Source organism: Paenibacillus sp. CAA11 (assembly GCF_003060825.1).
GTDB lineage: Bacteria > Bacillota > Bacilli > Paenibacillales > Paenibacillaceae > Fontibacillus.
This window is the reverse complement of the sequence record NZ_CP028922.1, coordinates 599,457-613,551: the sequence shown is the minus strand read 5'-3', so window position 1 is coordinate 613,551 and position 14,095 is coordinate 599,457. Positions and strand designations below refer to the sequence as shown.

Genomic DNA, 14,095 nt, shown 5'->3' with positions numbered 1-14,095 from the left:
TTATATGCTAAAATGCCCTCGACTGGTAAATTCAAACTACCTTCAGGCCTTTCCCCTTCCTACTTCTTAGGTCTTTCCCCTTACTTTTGTTATTAAAATGTCTACACATTTTAATATATAAATTATTTTTCATATTAATTGGAGGTCATGATCATGAACATGAAAAAAACATCCGTTATTCTCAGCAGTGCTCTGCTCTTGGGACTTCTGGCAGGCTGCGGTTCCGATAACGGCAACAGCAATAAGTCTGCGAATGGGAACAGTGCCCCAGCCACTACAACCAATTCAGGCAGCACGAACGCAAGTACCGACAAAGCTGCGGAAGGCACTTATAAGGACGGCACTTATTTCGCTCAAGGCGAACCTGACGCCAAGACAGGCTGGCAATCTTACGTTGTGCTTACCGTATCCGGGGGCAAAATCACGGATGCCAAATGGAATGCAACTAATGAGAAAATAGGCGTAGACAAAGTTACCTACTCCAAAGACGGTAAATACGGCATGAAAGCCGGCGGCGCTTCCTCCGAATGGCATGAACAAGCCGAGAAAGCTGAAGCTTATCTGGTGGAGAAGCAAGATCCTAAAGCCGTAACCGTTAATAATGAAGGCAAGACCGATGCCATCTCCGGCGTATCCATCCACGTAGGCGAGTTTTTCCAGCTGGCTGAGAAAGCGCTTAGCGCAGGTCCTGTAGAAGCAGGTAAGTACAAAGACGGCACTTATCATGCCGAAGGCGCTGACTTTGACAAAGAATCCGGCTGGAAATCCACTGTTGACGTTGTTGTGGCTGCAGGCAAGATCGTGAAGGTGAACTTCAGCGGTGTGAACGCCAAAGGCGAAGACAAGAAGACGAATTCCATGGAAGGTAAATACGGCATGAAGGCTGGCGGCGCTCAAGCAGAATGGCATGAAGAAGCAGCCAAAGCTGAAGCTTATCTTGTTGAAAAGCAAGATCCTGCCGACATCACTTTCGATGCTGAAGGCAAAACTGACGCCATCTCCGGTGCTACTATTCATTTGAAAGAGTACTTCGAGCTTGCAGGCAAAGCTCTTGAGCAAGCCAAGTAATTCGGCTTAGGAACGACCTACCGAGAAGTCAGTTTAAGTAAAGAAGGTGAGCCTTTTGAAGAAAATCGTACTCCTTGGCGGCGGTTACGGCGGCGTTGTCACCGGTAAGCATCTGGCCAAGAAATTCAAGAAAGACAAAGATATACAGATTCAATTGATAGACCGCAACCCGTATCATACGCTCCTCACAGAGCTGCACGAGGTTGCTGCAAACCGTGCCCCTGAAGACTCGGTGAAGATTGAGCTGAAGAAGATGTTCGAAGGCCGCAAAGTAGATGTGGTGCTCGACAATATCGAGACCATCGACTTTGGAGCCAAACAGCTGCGCTCAAGCGAGACCGTCTATGACTACGACTACCTGGTCATCGGTACAGGATGTAAGCCTACATTCTTTGGCATCCCGGGTGCCGAACAGAATTCACTGACCCTATGGTCCTATGAGGATGCTATTCGCCTGAAGGCCCAGATCCGCCAGAAGTTCGGAGAAGCGGCCAAGGAGACTGATCCTGAGATCAGACGCAAGAAACTCTCCTTCGTTGTCGTTGGAGCAGGCTTTACCGGGGTGGAATTAATCGGTGAGATGACAGAATTCCGCGATGAACTCTGCAAGGAGTTCTATATCAAGCGCGAAGAAGTGCGTCTGGTTGTAGCGGATATGGCACCGAAGATCCTGCCAATTCTGCCTGACAAGCTTATTGCTAAAGCCGCACGCTATCTGGAGAAGAAGGGCGTAGAGATTATTACTAGCGCCAAGATTACGGGCGTGACCAAAGACAGCGTACTGCTCGGTGAGAAGGAGCTCGAAGCGGACACTATCGTATGGACCGCAGGTGTCGAGGGCTCGGATCTCGTGGGCAGCCTGGACGTGCAGCAGCAGGGACGCAAGCGGATTGTCACCAATGACAAGCTGCAGAGCATAGATCATGAAGATGTGTATGTCGTTGGCGATAACATCTTCTATATTCCTGAAGGCGAGACGCGCCCCGTTCCGCAAATGGTTGAGAATGCGGAGCAGGCAGGACCTCTGATCGCTCACAACATTTATGCAGACGTTCATGGCAAACCGAAGAAATCCTACAAACCGGGCTTCCACGGCACCATGGTCAGCATCGGCAGCCGCTATGGCGTTGCCAACGTCGGCCTTCCGAATAAGATGTTCCAAGTCAGCGGATTCTTCGCCATGTTCTGTAAGCACCTGATCAATTTGTATTATTTATTTACGGTTGCCGGGTTCAACAAAGTATGGACCTACATGATGCATGAGTTCTTCCATGTGAACAACCGTCGCAGCTTTGTGGGCGGGCATTTCTCCAAGCGCTCCCCAAACTTCTGGCTGCTTCCGCTTCGCGTTTTTGTGGGCTATAAGTGGCTGGCCGAAGGGCTGGATAAGCTGCCGAAGATTTGGAAAGATCCTAATAACATCTTCTTGATCCCGCCTTCCCCCCACGCCTCGGATGCTGTAACAGCAGCCAGTCAGGCTTCGGAAGCGGTATCGACGACCGTAGATGCTCAAACAGCCGCTTCAGCGGTCACCAGTGCCAAGGAAGCCGTAGAGGCTATGCCAGTACCGCACTTTATTACCAACATGGTTAACGGCTTCATGGATATCTTCTTCTATAATGCCGATGGCGGCTACACCAGCCTGGCTACCGTATTCCAATTCTGTATGGTCATCGCAGAGATCTGTATCGGTGTACTGCTGATTGTCGGATTGTTCACCGCAATATCTTCCATCGCCACAGTCGGTCTAGGCATCATGATCTGGAGCTCCAGCATGGCATCGACAGAGATGCTATGGTACCTCGCCGCAGGCATCGCTTTGATCGGCGGATCGGGCAGCATGTTCGGTCTGGACTATTATGTGCTTCCATGGCTTAAGAAGCAGTGGCGCCGTATCCCTATTGTGAGGAAATGGTACCTTTATACCGAATAGAGTCATATCATGATTGATGATTAAATTTCTCCCATAAACATCAAAGGAGTAATGCGGATTAACGCATTACTCCCCTTTTTAACAACGCCGACATCGGTGCGGGTAAGGAGTGCCTTAAGATGACTGAACTCATACAAGATGCAATAAATTTATTGCAGGGCGAACTGTCGCCCGAGGCCGGCATTGTTCTGGATATCAGCCAGGAGCAGCTGCTGCCTATGGCACAAATGCTTCAACGCTCTAGCATCACGAAGACCCGTCAGACCCGTCTTTTATCCCTTTACCTTGCAATCAAGTTCGCCCTCCTTCGGCATGACTGCTGTCAGGGCTCTGGCATGGAGCTAACCCGCAGTGTGCTGGACGGCGACTATCTATACAGCTTTTACATGCAGCTGGCTCTGAAATGGGGAGAATACGATCTTCTCCAAGCTCTGGCCAGAACGGTCAAACAAATTCAAATCCATCGTACAGAAGGACATCCGGCCGATGAGCTGTTGCTGAAAGGCATGAAGAATTTTCTGCAGCTCGAAGCTGAGCGGAATCACCCTACTGTTCAAGCCATTTAAGACGATGACTAGAAACGATCCATTTGCCTTAGTCACATTACTGGAGGGAATCTTATGAAGCTGGACGAAGCACTGAACCTCTCCGTGAAATCCATCGACCGAGAAATTGAACATATCGTCAAACTGGATAAGGATGTCCCCAGGTCTTCAGTTATTGCCCGCGGCATTACACAGCTTGTCCGCTCCGGCGGCAAGCGGGTGCGGCCGTTAATGGTTCTCGTAGGCAGCCGCTTCGGCCCGTCTCCGGACAAGGGCAAGCTGCTCAGATTGGCCGCAGCCGCCGAGTTTATTCACGCCGCTTCACTAATCCACGATGATGTGATCGACAACTCTCCTATGCGGCGCGGCCAACCTGCTCTGCACATGCAGTTCGGCGTCCAGGAGGCCATTCATATCGGCAACTATATGTCGGCCAGGGTGATTGAGCTGATCTCCATCTATTCCGCTGAGCGAGAGCGCTATGCTTATGATCTCTCTTCGATCGCTACAACCCAGCTGTGCATCGGGGAATATCAGCAGCTGTCCCACGCGTTCGATTATAATCAGACCCTGGACGATTATTTGGCGAAATCGAAGAACAAAACCGCCCAGCTTATCGCCTCCTGCTTAAAGATCGGCGCCTTAGCAGCCAAAGCAACAAATGAGACAGCCGAGCTGCTGTACACTTTTGGAGAGAAGCTCGGACTATCCTTCCAAATCCGGGATGACATTCTGGACTTCACCAGCTCCTCCCAGCAGCTGGGCAAGCCGGCAGGCAGCGACCTTAGGCAGGGTCAGGTCACGCTTCCCGTGCTGTATGCTTTGGAAGATCCAGAGCTTGCCCCGCTCATCCGTTCCATCGGTCCGGCCTCCTCTGCCGAAGAGGTAGAGCTCGTGCTCGCCGCCATTACTGCCAGCGGCGCACTGGAACGCGCAGAATCGCTCAGCCAGCAGTTCCTGGGTGAGGCTGAGGCTATCATTCTGCAGTTGGCCGATTATCCGGCCCATCAGGATCTTCGTGTGCTGCTTAACTATTTTGCAGGCCGTAGTTATTGAAGCTAATACAAACTAATGCAATATTATAAAATGCCGAGTCCTTCTATTCTTTGGGGGCTCGGCGTTTTGTGTTAAATCACTTGTGACAATCGCCCATATCCATGAATACATTGAGGGCATAGGTTCTTACCCAGTAATTCACGAAAGGCAGGGAGATGAAAATTGACCATCCCTCACGTACAGCACACCCCTTACGCCGGAGAATTCACCTATGACTTAAGGTATAACGTCTTTTACCAAAAGGACCCTCATAACTACATTCTGGCACTAGGCATTCAACAGCTAAAATCCCTAGGCAGCAGCTCACTGCTGGATATCTACTTGACCCAAGGAAACGTCGTAGAGCCGCATTATCACCAGAATGCCTCCGAACTCGTCTACTGCATTTCCGGGGAGGCGGTTGTCTCCCTCATGGACCCATTTAGAAAAGAGCTCATCGAGCTGCCCATCAAGCCTGGCCAGGTTGCCAATGTACCGCAAGGCTGGTGGCATTACGAGATTGCGACCACGCCTCGCACCCACCTGCTGGCTATCTTTGACACGGATACGCCGGAGGTGATCTTCGGCTCAGACATTTTGCGGTTAACGCCGCCTCACGCCTGGACTCATGCCTATGGCCTGAACGAACCGCTGATGCGGGAAGCGCTGGCCCCCATTCAGCAGACCACGATCATCGGTCCGCCGATGCCGAAGGACTGCCCGCCAACCGGAGCAGCATATGCTTCTCCCGCAGAGTATGGTCAGACAGGGCAGCCTTATCCCCTGCCAACCTATCATCAGCAGGGCTATAGCCAGTCAAGCTATGCTCCTTACGGCTACAATCCGCAAGCCTATACCGCCTATGCTCAAGGCGCTTACGGGCCGCAGCAGAATCCTGCGCATTATAACAGGTAGGTAAAGTTACTGTTTGCCTCGTTTGCCTGCTCCTTATATATCATTCGCCATGCTAAAAAAGCCTGTCCCAAGCTTCAAGCTTGAGACAGGCAGAATACATAATAAATGAGCCTTCTAAATTATGACCGACAATACAGCAGTCCTCTTAACCCTCATTCGACTCATAGGAGCCAGAGCCAGAAGTCAGCATCCTATTCGCGATATTCACGAACCAGCTCCCGCAGAGCTTCCTTCACGTCCCCCTGAAATCGTCCCCCATGATAGCAAACCAGCTGCTCTATGTCGTAATCAAGCAGGCGCTCAGCAGACGAAATGGCCTGTTCCAAATGATCCGCATACTCCGGATTCGCAATGTTCAGCTTGTCATCTTCGATTACAACGGCATCGCCGGCAATTAGAGCTCTGCTGGCAGGCAAGTATAAAGAGATATGCCCTGCCGTATGCCCCGGCGTAGACACCACTTCTATGCCGCCGCACCAAGGCAGGCGCTCCCCGCTCCCCAGAATCCGGTCAACATCTACAGCTTCAATGGACTTCAGGTACTGAATGAACTGCTCGGCATACCCCCTCTCAGCCTCTGGCAAGTCATCCAGGGAGGCCTCAGCCTGTGTCAATCGCAGTGCCTGCTGACATCCGTTAACATAAGGGGCTTCTACCTCACTTGCTGCAATCTCTATATGCGGATATTTCCGCTTCAGAGCGGCGGCTGAGCCCATGTGATCCATATCATGGTGGGTCAAGATAAGCTTGTTCAACGAATCAAGCCGGATCGCATACTTTGCCATAGCTTCTTCTAGCAGCCGTTCGAAATCTGGATACCCGCAATCGACAAGGATCGTGTCCGTGCCGTCTTGAATCAGGACAGGATGAATCACCTGCTGCTGTCCGTTATAATCAAACACAATATCTAAAATATGATAGCTGGTCATGGCGTACCTCCCCCTTTTAACTCACATCATAACCCATAAAGTGGAAACTTGAAATCACCTGAAATACAAGACAAGCTAACCGATCTCCCAGCTTGGAAAACAGGTTAGCTCTCTTTAGACTCTAACTTAACAAGGCATGTTCAATTCACCAGAAAATAATCCCCGAGCGTACAGAACAGAATCACCATGCTGATCACCTGGTTCAGATTATAGGACGCAATATGCATCAGCCTCTTGTTCGTCGGCTTAATAATGTTGTGCTCTGCCAGGAGCAGCAATACAGCGATTCCGATTCCCGTCAAATACAACCATCCGAGATCACGGAACACATACAGGAACAACAGCAACAGCACCATGATAAAATGAAGCCCTTTGGCGATCCAGAGCGCAAGGTTCAATCCGAAATAGCTAGGAATCGACCACAGGCCCTGGGACCTGTCGAATTCAATGTCCTGTGTGCCGTAAATAATGTCAAAGCCTGCAATCCACAGCATCACAACCGTACCAAGCACGAACGGTGTAAAGGCGAATTGTCCTGTTACGGCAAACCAGGCTCCGATCGGCGCAGACGCGATGACAAACCCCAAGTACAGATGACTCAGGTACGTAAAACGCTTGGTATAAGAGTATGAGGAGATCAGGAAGATCGCTACGGGTGACAATGCCAGACATAATGGATTTAACATTCCGGAAGCAGCGATAAATATCGCATAGTTAACCACTACAAATATCATAACCTCCCGGGAGTCCAGCAGCCGCCGCGGCAAATGCCTTCCTGCCGTCCTTGGATTCAGCTCATCGAAGACGCGATCCGCCACACGATTCAAGGCATTAGCCCCGTTGCGGGCAGCGACCAGCGCAATCAGTCCCCAAATAATGACCCGCCAGGAGGGCATGCCTCCTGCTGCCCATACCATTGAAATAATAGCGAACGGCAACGAGAACAGTGTATGCGAGAACATAACCAGCTCGCCGAACAGCTTAGCTTTGCGATAAACTGCAGCCGCAATGTGCATACGCTCACCGCCCCCCCGGTCGGCTTTCGGCACCGGCTCCTTCTTGAAGCCCCTGCAGAGTCTCTCTTAATGCCGCAAGCATCTCATGGATATCCTCCTCGGTCAGAACCAATGGCGGCTGGAAGGCCAGCACATTGCGGTCCACGCCATTCTTCCCGATCATAAAGCCCCGGTCCTTCATCGCTTCCAGAATATCATCTGTCAGCTGCGCTCCAAGCTCGGGCTGATCCTCAGCGATCCCTGCACCAAGCATCAGGCCGGCACCGCGCACATCCGTCACAATTGACGGATAGAAGGCGGCCAGCTCCTCGAGCCCTTCGCGAAGCAGAAGGCCCAGCTTCTCAGCGCGGTCAGGCAGGCGGTGCCGCTCGATGAAATCGAGTACCGCCATCGCCGTCACCGACGAGACCGGATTGCCGCCAAAGGTGGAGGCCGATGGCCGGTTCAGCTTGGCAGCAATCTCGTCCGTGGTGGCGAAGGCAGCGATCGGAATCCCGCTGCCCAGCGCCTTCGCCATGGTCAAGATGTCGGGAACAACGCCCCAGTGGTCCATGGCGAACATCCGCCCTGTTCGGCCGAAGCCGGTCTGAATCTCATCGGCGATCAGCAGTACGCCGTGCTGCGCCAGCAGCCGCTTCACCTCCGGATAATACCACTGCGGCGGGGAGATCATGCCGCCATTGCCCTGAATTGGCTCGGCAATCATCGCGGCGATCCGGCTGCCCTTCTCGGCCAGCACCGCCTCCAGCGCTTTCAAAGATCGGTGCGCAGCCTCATCCTTGGACAAGTCCCTGGAGAAGGGCCGCGGAATAAAGGTAACGTCCCGGTCGTGAGCCAGCTCCGGATCAGTCCGCCACATCGGCAGCCCGGTTACGCTCATCGTCAGATAAGTCCGGCCATGCAGGCCGTACTCCAGTGCGATGAACTCCCGGCGCCCTGTGTACATGCGGGCCAGCAGCAGCGCGCCCTCATTGGCTTCCGACCCGCTGTTGCAGAAGAACGAGCGGCGCAGTTCGCCGGGCAGGACATCGGCCAGCCGCTCAGCAAGATCCACATTCGGCTGGGTCAGGTAGATGGTCGACGTATGCTGCAGCTCCTGCAGCTGCCGGGCAGTCTCCCCGGCAATTACCGGGTTGCAGTGTCCACAGGCTACAACGGAAACCCCGGCGAAGAAATCGGTGTAGCGCTTCCCGTCATGCCCGTAGAGATATTGCATCTCTCCCTTGACGATCTGAGGGGGACGGCGATAGAAATGACTGGTGCAAGGATAGAAGTATTCCTGCCGCTTGCGAATAACCTCTTCCGGTCCGATATAGCTGCTCATGCCAGCACCTCCGCTCTAGCTCCGGCTGCGGCAGGCGTTCCGTTGAACTGCAGTGCCCCAAGCGTATATCCCGCATAGATAGGAGACAGGCGGGCGAATTCCTCCGCAGCAAGCTCTGGACGATCCAGCACGCGGCGGTAAGCTCCCACTATCGTACTAAGCTGCTCCGGACGATAGGTAGCGCCTTCGATACGGAAATGGGTCGTACCGGCCTCTTGGAGTTCCTTCACGAGCGGCAGCAGGCAGAGCTCCTTGGCCAAGGTCAGATGGCAGCGGCCATGCACATCCCGGTACACTGGGCTTTCTCCCTTGTCGGTCATCAGCACCAGCACATCGTTGGAGACGTACTTGTTATCCTCTTCGGCAATAGCCTGAAAGACCTCCGCATTCTGATAAAGATCATGCTCCATATACATGATTGCCGGAGAGCCGTGCACGATCACCTCTACCGGCCCCTCACCTGTCTCAAGCAGACGCGCGAAATCCTCCAGCGGCGCCTCGATCGAGGCTGTGAACCGCCCTACTCCACGCTCCCGGTAAAATTTCGCAGCCAGGTTGTTATAGATATTCAGATTGAAATCCCCAATCAGAGGATAACCCTTGCCTGCAAACCTGCGAACCGCCCCCACATTCGTAACGAGAATTCCATCAAGCGGCAGACGCTCCCCGGAAAGCAGGCCGTCATACTGTTCAAAATGCAGCTCGGTCATCATCCGCGGAAGACCTAAGTAGATCTTGGACGTCCTCTTTAGGGTCCCGAGCTCCTTGATCTCCGCCTTGGTAAAGGGGTGGTCTGGTTCATAGACGTCCCCAGACAGGTAAATATGATCCGCTCCTGCGTCTAAAGCCGCCTGGGCCTGAGCCATATTATTCACATGTACGGACAGCTCCCCTTGATGGGCGGCTGCCTCCGCGCGCTTCGCCGCGCTTAAGCGATCGCGGACCGTCTGAAGGCGTTCTTCCTTGATCTCTCGCTCCTCGGCCGGGGTGCTGAACACCTTGCCGGTACTGTAGAACTTCCCGGTTCCCTCGTACCGTTTGTTAATATTGGACAGCCCTGGAGTTCCGAAGGCATAGGCGGTGGAGAAATCGCGCTTGCGGTTCTCGAACAGCAGCTTCGTATCCTTGCTGCGGTCGAATCCGACCGGATCCTCGATATAGCGGTCGATCGCGTCCCCATAGCTGTTCACGAGCATGAGGACAAAGGATACGTCCCGCATGCGGCCTTCAATTTTGAAGGAAGTAATCCCGCCCTGAATCAGCTCCGGGATGTGCTCATACATGAACATATCCTTAACGGCAAGGGGATACTCGGTCGGATACACATTGCCATCCTTCTTCACCCGGTAGTCCCAGCGGCAGGGCTTCATGCACTTGCCCCGGTTGCCGCTCATGCCAAAGACCATGGAACTGAAATAACAGTTAGCACCATGAACCGAGCACATATCTCCATGTATAAAATACTCCAGTTCCATGCCTGTGACTGCCTGCAGATACCGCGTTGTATTCAGATCCATCTCGCGTGAGGTAACCACCCGGGTTACGCCAAGCTCCTTAAGGGCTTGAACCATCTCTATATTGTGAGCGTTCATCATAACGGAAGAATGGATATTTAGCGGCAGCTGCAGCTCCCGAATCAGAGAAATGACTGCAAAGTCCTGCACAATCAAGGCATCCGGCTGAATTTGCGCCAAGAAGGTTAAATATTCGGCCGCCTCCTCCAGCTCCTGCTCATTCAGCATGTTGTTGACGGTCACATACACCTTTTTCCCAAGTCCGTGCGCAATCCCAATCGCTTCTTCCATCTCTTCCCGAGTAAAATTGTAGCCCTTGCGCATCAGGCGCATATTCAGCCCCGGCCCCCCAAAATAGACCGCATCACAATTTGCCTGAATCACTTCCTTGAAGATTTCGAACGTCCCTGCCGGCGCCAGCAGTTCAATTTCCTTCCCGTTAAAATAGCGTGCCATCGCTTGTCTCCCCCTTATGACTTCACAAAATACTTCCATTCCAAGATGTCGCTTATAACCACAGCATCGTCACCATAAGCATGACGTAGCAGCCAATAAACACCGTTTCCCTGCCGCTCCAGGTCAGGACCTGATACTCCGATCTCGGAGCCCCTACGATATACCCTCTGGCCTCCATGGATACCACCAGCTCTTCCGCACGTCGGAAGGCGCCTACGGTAACTGGAACAAGCAGAGAAATCAGCATGCGCCCCTTCTCCTTCCAAGGCAGCTCCCGAAGTTCGGCACCTCGTGCAGCCTGGGCCTTCAGGATCTTGTTCGTCTCCTCCAGGATCGTCGGGATAAACCGAAGGGCGATACTGAGCATCAGCGTAAGCCGCTGTGAGGAAATTCCAATCCGCCGGAGCGGCTTCAGCATGCCTTCTAGCCCCTGATTGAGCCGGCCCGGCGTTGTGGTAAAGGTCAGCAGCGCCGTGAATGAGACGAGCAGCGCCATCCGGGCGCAAGACATCGCGCCCAGGCTGAGCCCTTCGAGATAAACCGTCCAGGAGCCCAGCCTGAACCAGATGGTTTCGCCCCGGACTGTGAACGTCTGGGCAAGCAGGATGAACAGCATCAGCACCCATAAGGGCTTCGCCGCCTTCAAATAATATTTGAAGGGAATGCGCGTTGCTGCCATGAATCCGAAAGAGAACAGGGCGATCAGCCCTAAGGACAGCCAGGAGCTGCAAACTATAATCGCCGCAGCATAGAGCAGCATAGCGGTCAGCTTGGCTCTGGGATCCAGCGTATGAACCCAGGAGCCGGTGTCAATGGTCCGGCCGATCATCAGCTTGTTCCGCATGCTACTGCCCTCCTTGAGCTGCCGCAGCGGCCCCCTGCTCTTCTTCCAGCAGCTGACGAATCCGGCCAGCCAGCTCTCCGGCTGAGAAGCAGGGCTCCTCCTGCTCAAGGCCATAGGCAGCCGCGAGCCGCCGCCAGATATGAATGCAATCAGGAAGCGTAAAGCCCTCGGCTTCCAGCTGCGGCGCTTCCTGCACCAACTGCGCCGATGTTCCCTGGAATCGGCAGCGCCCTTCCTTCATCATCACCCAGCGGTCCGCGAAAGGGAGCATCTCTTCAAGACGGTGCGTGACCACAATGACTGTCTTGCCTTCTTCCCGGCAAAGCCGTGACAGGAGCTGAATCAGCTCATGGCGACTGACCGGGTCCAGTGTAGCCGTCGGCTCATCCAGGACCAGCACGTCCGGGTCCATGGCGAGAACCGAGGCGATCGCTACCTTGCGCATTTGCCCGCCGCTGAGATGGAACGGGCTGCGGGGCAGCAGCTCCGAGCCGAGTCCAAGCCGGCTTAGGGCCTGCCTGGCCCGATCCTTCGCCTCGGCCTCAGACAGCCCGAAGTTCAGCGGTCCGAAGCAAAGGTCCTTCTCGACGGTATCCTCGAAGAGCTGATGCTCCGGGAATTGGAACACGAGGCCCACCCTTCGCCGCAGCTCACGCAGCTTCGGAGGCTTGACCCCGGCTGCAAGCTCAACGTCCAGCACCTGAAGCCTGCCCCCGGTTGGCTTCAGAATGCCGTTCAACAGCTGGAGCAGTGTGGATTTGCCGGAGCCCGAAGCTCCGGCTATTGCGTTCAGACAGCCCTCTGCCAGCTCCAGGTTCACATCCTGCAGGGCCGTCTGCCTCCACAGCGTATTAGCCTCGTAGGCATAATCTACTTGATCGAATGTAATGGCCATAATATCTCCTTCATGACTTCCTCCTGCAGCTGGCCGGGGAAGCCAGCACAGGCTGACTTCAGTTCATGCTCAAGCTGAATGCGGAACGGGGCCCGGATACGGCAGGCGTTCATTAGCCCGTAATCCGCGAACAGCTGCTGCGGCGTGACATCCCCTGCTAGCCCGCCGTCACCCAAGGCAAGCACCCGATCTGATGCGAGGATCTCCTCGGCATCATGAGTAATGGAGACCAGCGTATAGGCACCGCTGCTTCTCATTTCTCTCAGCAGCATCAGCCAGTCCGCCCTTGCCTTCTCATCCAGCATGGAAGAGGCTTCATCGAAGATGAGGATGGACGGCTCAAGAACCAGCGATGCTGCGGCCGCAATTCGCTGCTTCTGCCCGCCGGAGAGCTCGCCGGGATGCTTCTTCAGCAAAGCCTGAATACCCAGTAGGGCGGCATAGCGCTCAATCCGCAAGCTCATCTCTGCTCTAGGCAAACATTGGCCCTCAAGCCCGAAGGCCAAATCCTCTTCCACCGTGGCTCCGACAAACTGATTGTCCGGATTCTGGAATACCATACCGATCCGCTGCCTCAGCCGGACGCGCGATTCTCGGCTCCAGGCCTCACCATCAATAGCAATCCGCCCTCTACTTGGGGTTAAGAGCCCGCCGATCAACCTCCCCAAGGTGGATTTACCGCAGCCATTCGCGCCCACAATGGATACCCAGCTCCCTGCGGGAATGCTTGCGCTTACCTGATTTAGAATCGGCGGCTCTTTCCCGTAGGCAAAGGACACTTCTGCCAGCTCAATGGCGGCAGCCCCCGGCCGATCAACCCCAGTTCCCATGTACAGCCCCCCCTTTCACCTTTGACGAAATCGCGCCCTACGCTTCTGCCGTGAGAAAACCCTCGAACAAGGATAACTTTGACAACGAGGGAATCAGTACGCGCACCGCGATCCCTACGCCGATGCCGGTAACCAATCCCATCAGCATCAGCATCGGCAAATAATAGAAGATGACCGATGAACGAATGATAATGGCGGCAGCAGTCAGCTGGCCGATATTGTGAGCAAGGCCTCCGGCCACACTGATGCCAATGAGGCTTAGCCGATCTTTGCCCAGCTTGAGCAGAACCCACATCACACCAAAGCTGAACAAGGCGCCCAGGAAGCTGAACAGAAAGCTGGAGAATGTACCAAATATAAAAGCGGTAAGCAAGGTCTTAAGCACTACCATTACAAAGGCATCCCGGCCCCGCAGAAAATACATACAGGTCAAAACCATAATATTGGCCAGACCCAGCTTAGCCCCGGGAACCGACATATTCATAGGCACGAAGGATTCTACGATACTGAGAACCACCGCAACCGCAGCAAAGATAGCCACGATCACCGTTCTCTTCAGAATCTGGCCTGTATCCTCTTGCAATGACGACATCATCATCGTCCCCTTCCCTTGTTCCTTATACCGATATTATTTGTGATTTTTTTCACTTGAACTGTTAAGAAAATCACACTCCGCCCTCCTAAAAGTCTCCCTATCCGCCAAAAGGCCCGGCCGATCAAGGAAAATCTCTTATTTTTTAATTTCCTAAATCTTAGGCGAACCTCATTATACATGGGCCATCCTGATCCTT

The 14,095-nt window shown here is 53.7% G+C and carries 13 protein-coding genes; 5 read left to right on the top strand and 8 right to left on the bottom strand.

Annotated features, from left to right (window positions below; all coding sequences use genetic code 11):
- Positions 1 to 159: 159 nt before the first annotated feature.
- The 5 genes from DCC85_RS02715 to DCC85_RS02695 all read left to right on the top strand — a co-directional run bounded on the left by DCC85_RS02715 (position 160) and on the right by DCC85_RS02695 (position 5,496).
- Positions 160 to 1,068, top strand: a complete 909-nt coding sequence (locus DCC85_RS02715) for an FMN-binding protein (RefSeq protein ID WP_108467680.1) — start codon at positions 160 to 162, stop codon at positions 1,066 to 1,068.
- Between the two features lie 55 nt (positions 1,069 to 1,123).
- Entirely contained in the window at positions 1,124 to 3,001 is a 1,878-nt protein-coding gene (locus DCC85_RS02710) for an NAD(P)/FAD-dependent oxidoreductase (RefSeq protein WP_108464194.1), read from the top strand.
- Between the two features lie 119 nt (positions 3,002 to 3,120).
- Positions 3,121 to 3,567, top strand: a complete 447-nt coding sequence (locus DCC85_RS02705) for a hypothetical protein (RefSeq protein ID WP_108464193.1) — start codon at positions 3,121 to 3,123, stop codon at positions 3,565 to 3,567.
- A 54-nt stretch (positions 3,568 to 3,621) separates the two neighbouring features.
- Positions 3,622 to 4,602: a polyprenyl synthetase family protein gene (locus DCC85_RS02700; RefSeq protein ID WP_108464192.1), complete on the top strand. Its 981-nt coding sequence runs from the start codon at positions 3,622 to 3,624 to the stop codon at positions 4,600 to 4,602.
- A 162-nt stretch (positions 4,603 to 4,764) separates the two neighbouring features.
- Positions 4,765 to 5,496, top strand: a complete 732-nt coding sequence (locus DCC85_RS02695; protein ID WP_108464191.1) for a cupin domain-containing protein — start codon at positions 4,765 to 4,767, stop codon at positions 5,494 to 5,496.
- A 191-nt stretch (positions 5,497 to 5,687) separates the two neighbouring features.
- On the opposite strand, the gene DCC85_RS02690 is transcribed toward DCC85_RS02695, so the two are convergent.
- The 8 genes from DCC85_RS02690 to DCC85_RS02655 all read right to left on the bottom strand — a co-directional run bounded on the left by DCC85_RS02690 (position 5,688) and on the right by DCC85_RS02655 (position 13,896).
- The gene (locus tag DCC85_RS02690; protein WP_108464190.1) at positions 5,688 to 6,425 is read right to left on the bottom strand and encodes an MBL fold metallo-hydrolase; all 738 of its coding nucleotides are present in this window, start codon (positions 6,423 to 6,425) and stop codon (positions 5,688 to 5,690) included.
- A 140-nt stretch (positions 6,426 to 6,565) separates the two neighbouring features.
- Entirely contained in the window at positions 6,566 to 7,441 is an 876-nt protein-coding gene (locus DCC85_RS02685; protein WP_108464189.1) for a UbiA-like polyprenyltransferase, read from the bottom strand.
- A gap of 4 nt (positions 7,442 to 7,445) precedes the next feature.
- Positions 7,446 to 8,765: an aspartate aminotransferase family protein gene (locus DCC85_RS02680; protein WP_108464188.1), complete on the bottom strand. Its 1,320-nt coding sequence runs from the start codon at positions 8,763 to 8,765 to the stop codon at positions 7,446 to 7,448.
- Positions 8,762 to 10,735, bottom strand: a complete 1,974-nt coding sequence (locus DCC85_RS02675; RefSeq protein ID WP_108464187.1) for a peptidase U32 family protein — start codon at positions 10,733 to 10,735, stop codon at positions 8,762 to 8,764. The genes DCC85_RS02680 and DCC85_RS02675 overlap by 4 nt, the downstream gene beginning before the upstream one ends.
- A gap of 52 nt (positions 10,736 to 10,787) precedes the next feature.
- On the bottom strand, positions 10,788 to 11,579 hold the full coding sequence (locus DCC85_RS02670; protein ID WP_108464186.1) for an energy-coupling factor transporter transmembrane component T family protein: 792 nt from the start codon (positions 11,577 to 11,579) through the stop codon (positions 10,788 to 10,790).
- A gap of 1 nt (position 11,580) precedes the next feature.
- Positions 11,581 to 12,474, bottom strand: coding sequence for an energy-coupling factor transporter ATPase (locus DCC85_RS02665; RefSeq protein ID WP_108464185.1), 894 nt, complete (start codon positions 12,472 to 12,474; stop codon positions 11,581 to 11,583).
- Positions 12,450 to 13,304: an ATP-binding cassette domain-containing protein gene (locus tag DCC85_RS02660; RefSeq protein ID WP_108464184.1), complete on the bottom strand. Its 855-nt coding sequence runs from the start codon at positions 13,302 to 13,304 to the stop codon at positions 12,450 to 12,452. The genes DCC85_RS02665 and DCC85_RS02660 overlap by 25 nt, the downstream gene beginning before the upstream one ends.
- Positions 13,305 to 13,341: 37 nt before the next feature.
- A complete protein-coding gene (locus DCC85_RS02655; protein WP_108464183.1) occupies positions 13,342 to 13,896 on the bottom strand; it encodes a Gx transporter family protein in 555 nt (184 codons plus the stop codon).
- Between the last annotated feature and the right edge of the window lie 199 nt (positions 13,897 to 14,095).

Bases quoted from the DNA above. Each gene is read 5' to 3' on its own strand.
- DCC85_RS02670 (WP_108464186.1), bottom strand. From the start codon at position 11,579: ATGCGGAACAAGCTGATGATCGGCCGGACCATTGACACCGGCTCCTGG.
- DCC85_RS02700 (WP_108464192.1), top strand. From the start codon at position 3,622: ATGAAGCTGGACGAAGCACTGAACCTCTCCGTGAAATCCATCGACCGA.
- DCC85_RS02685 (WP_108464189.1), bottom strand. From the start codon at position 7,441: ATGCACATTGCGGCTGCAGTTTATCGCAAAGCTAAGCTGTTCGGCGAG.
- DCC85_RS02705 (WP_108464193.1), top strand. From the start codon at position 3,121: ATGACTGAACTCATACAAGATGCAATAAATTTATTGCAGGGCGAACTG.
- DCC85_RS02680 (WP_108464188.1), bottom strand. From the start codon at position 8,765: ATGAGCAGCTATATCGGACCGGAAGAGGTTATTCGCAAGCGGCAGGAA.
- DCC85_RS02655 (WP_108464183.1), bottom strand. From the start codon at position 13,896: ATGTCGTCATTGCAAGAGGATACAGGCCAGATTCTGAAGAGAACGGTG.
- DCC85_RS02675 (WP_108464187.1), bottom strand. From the start codon at position 10,735: ATGGCACGCTATTTTAACGGGAAGGAAATTGAACTGCTGGCGCCGGCA.
- DCC85_RS02715 (WP_108467680.1), top strand. From the start codon at position 160: ATGAAAAAAACATCCGTTATTCTCAGCAGTGCTCTGCTCTTGGGACTT.
- DCC85_RS02660 (WP_108464184.1), bottom strand. From the start codon at position 13,304: ATGGGAACTGGGGTTGATCGGCCGGGGGCTGCCGCCATTGAGCTGGCA.
- DCC85_RS02665 (WP_108464185.1), bottom strand. From the start codon at position 12,474: ATGGCCATTACATTCGATCAAGTAGATTATGCCTACGAGGCTAATACG.
- DCC85_RS02690 (WP_108464190.1), bottom strand. From the start codon at position 6,425: ATGACCAGCTATCATATTTTAGATATTGTGTTTGATTATAACGGACAG.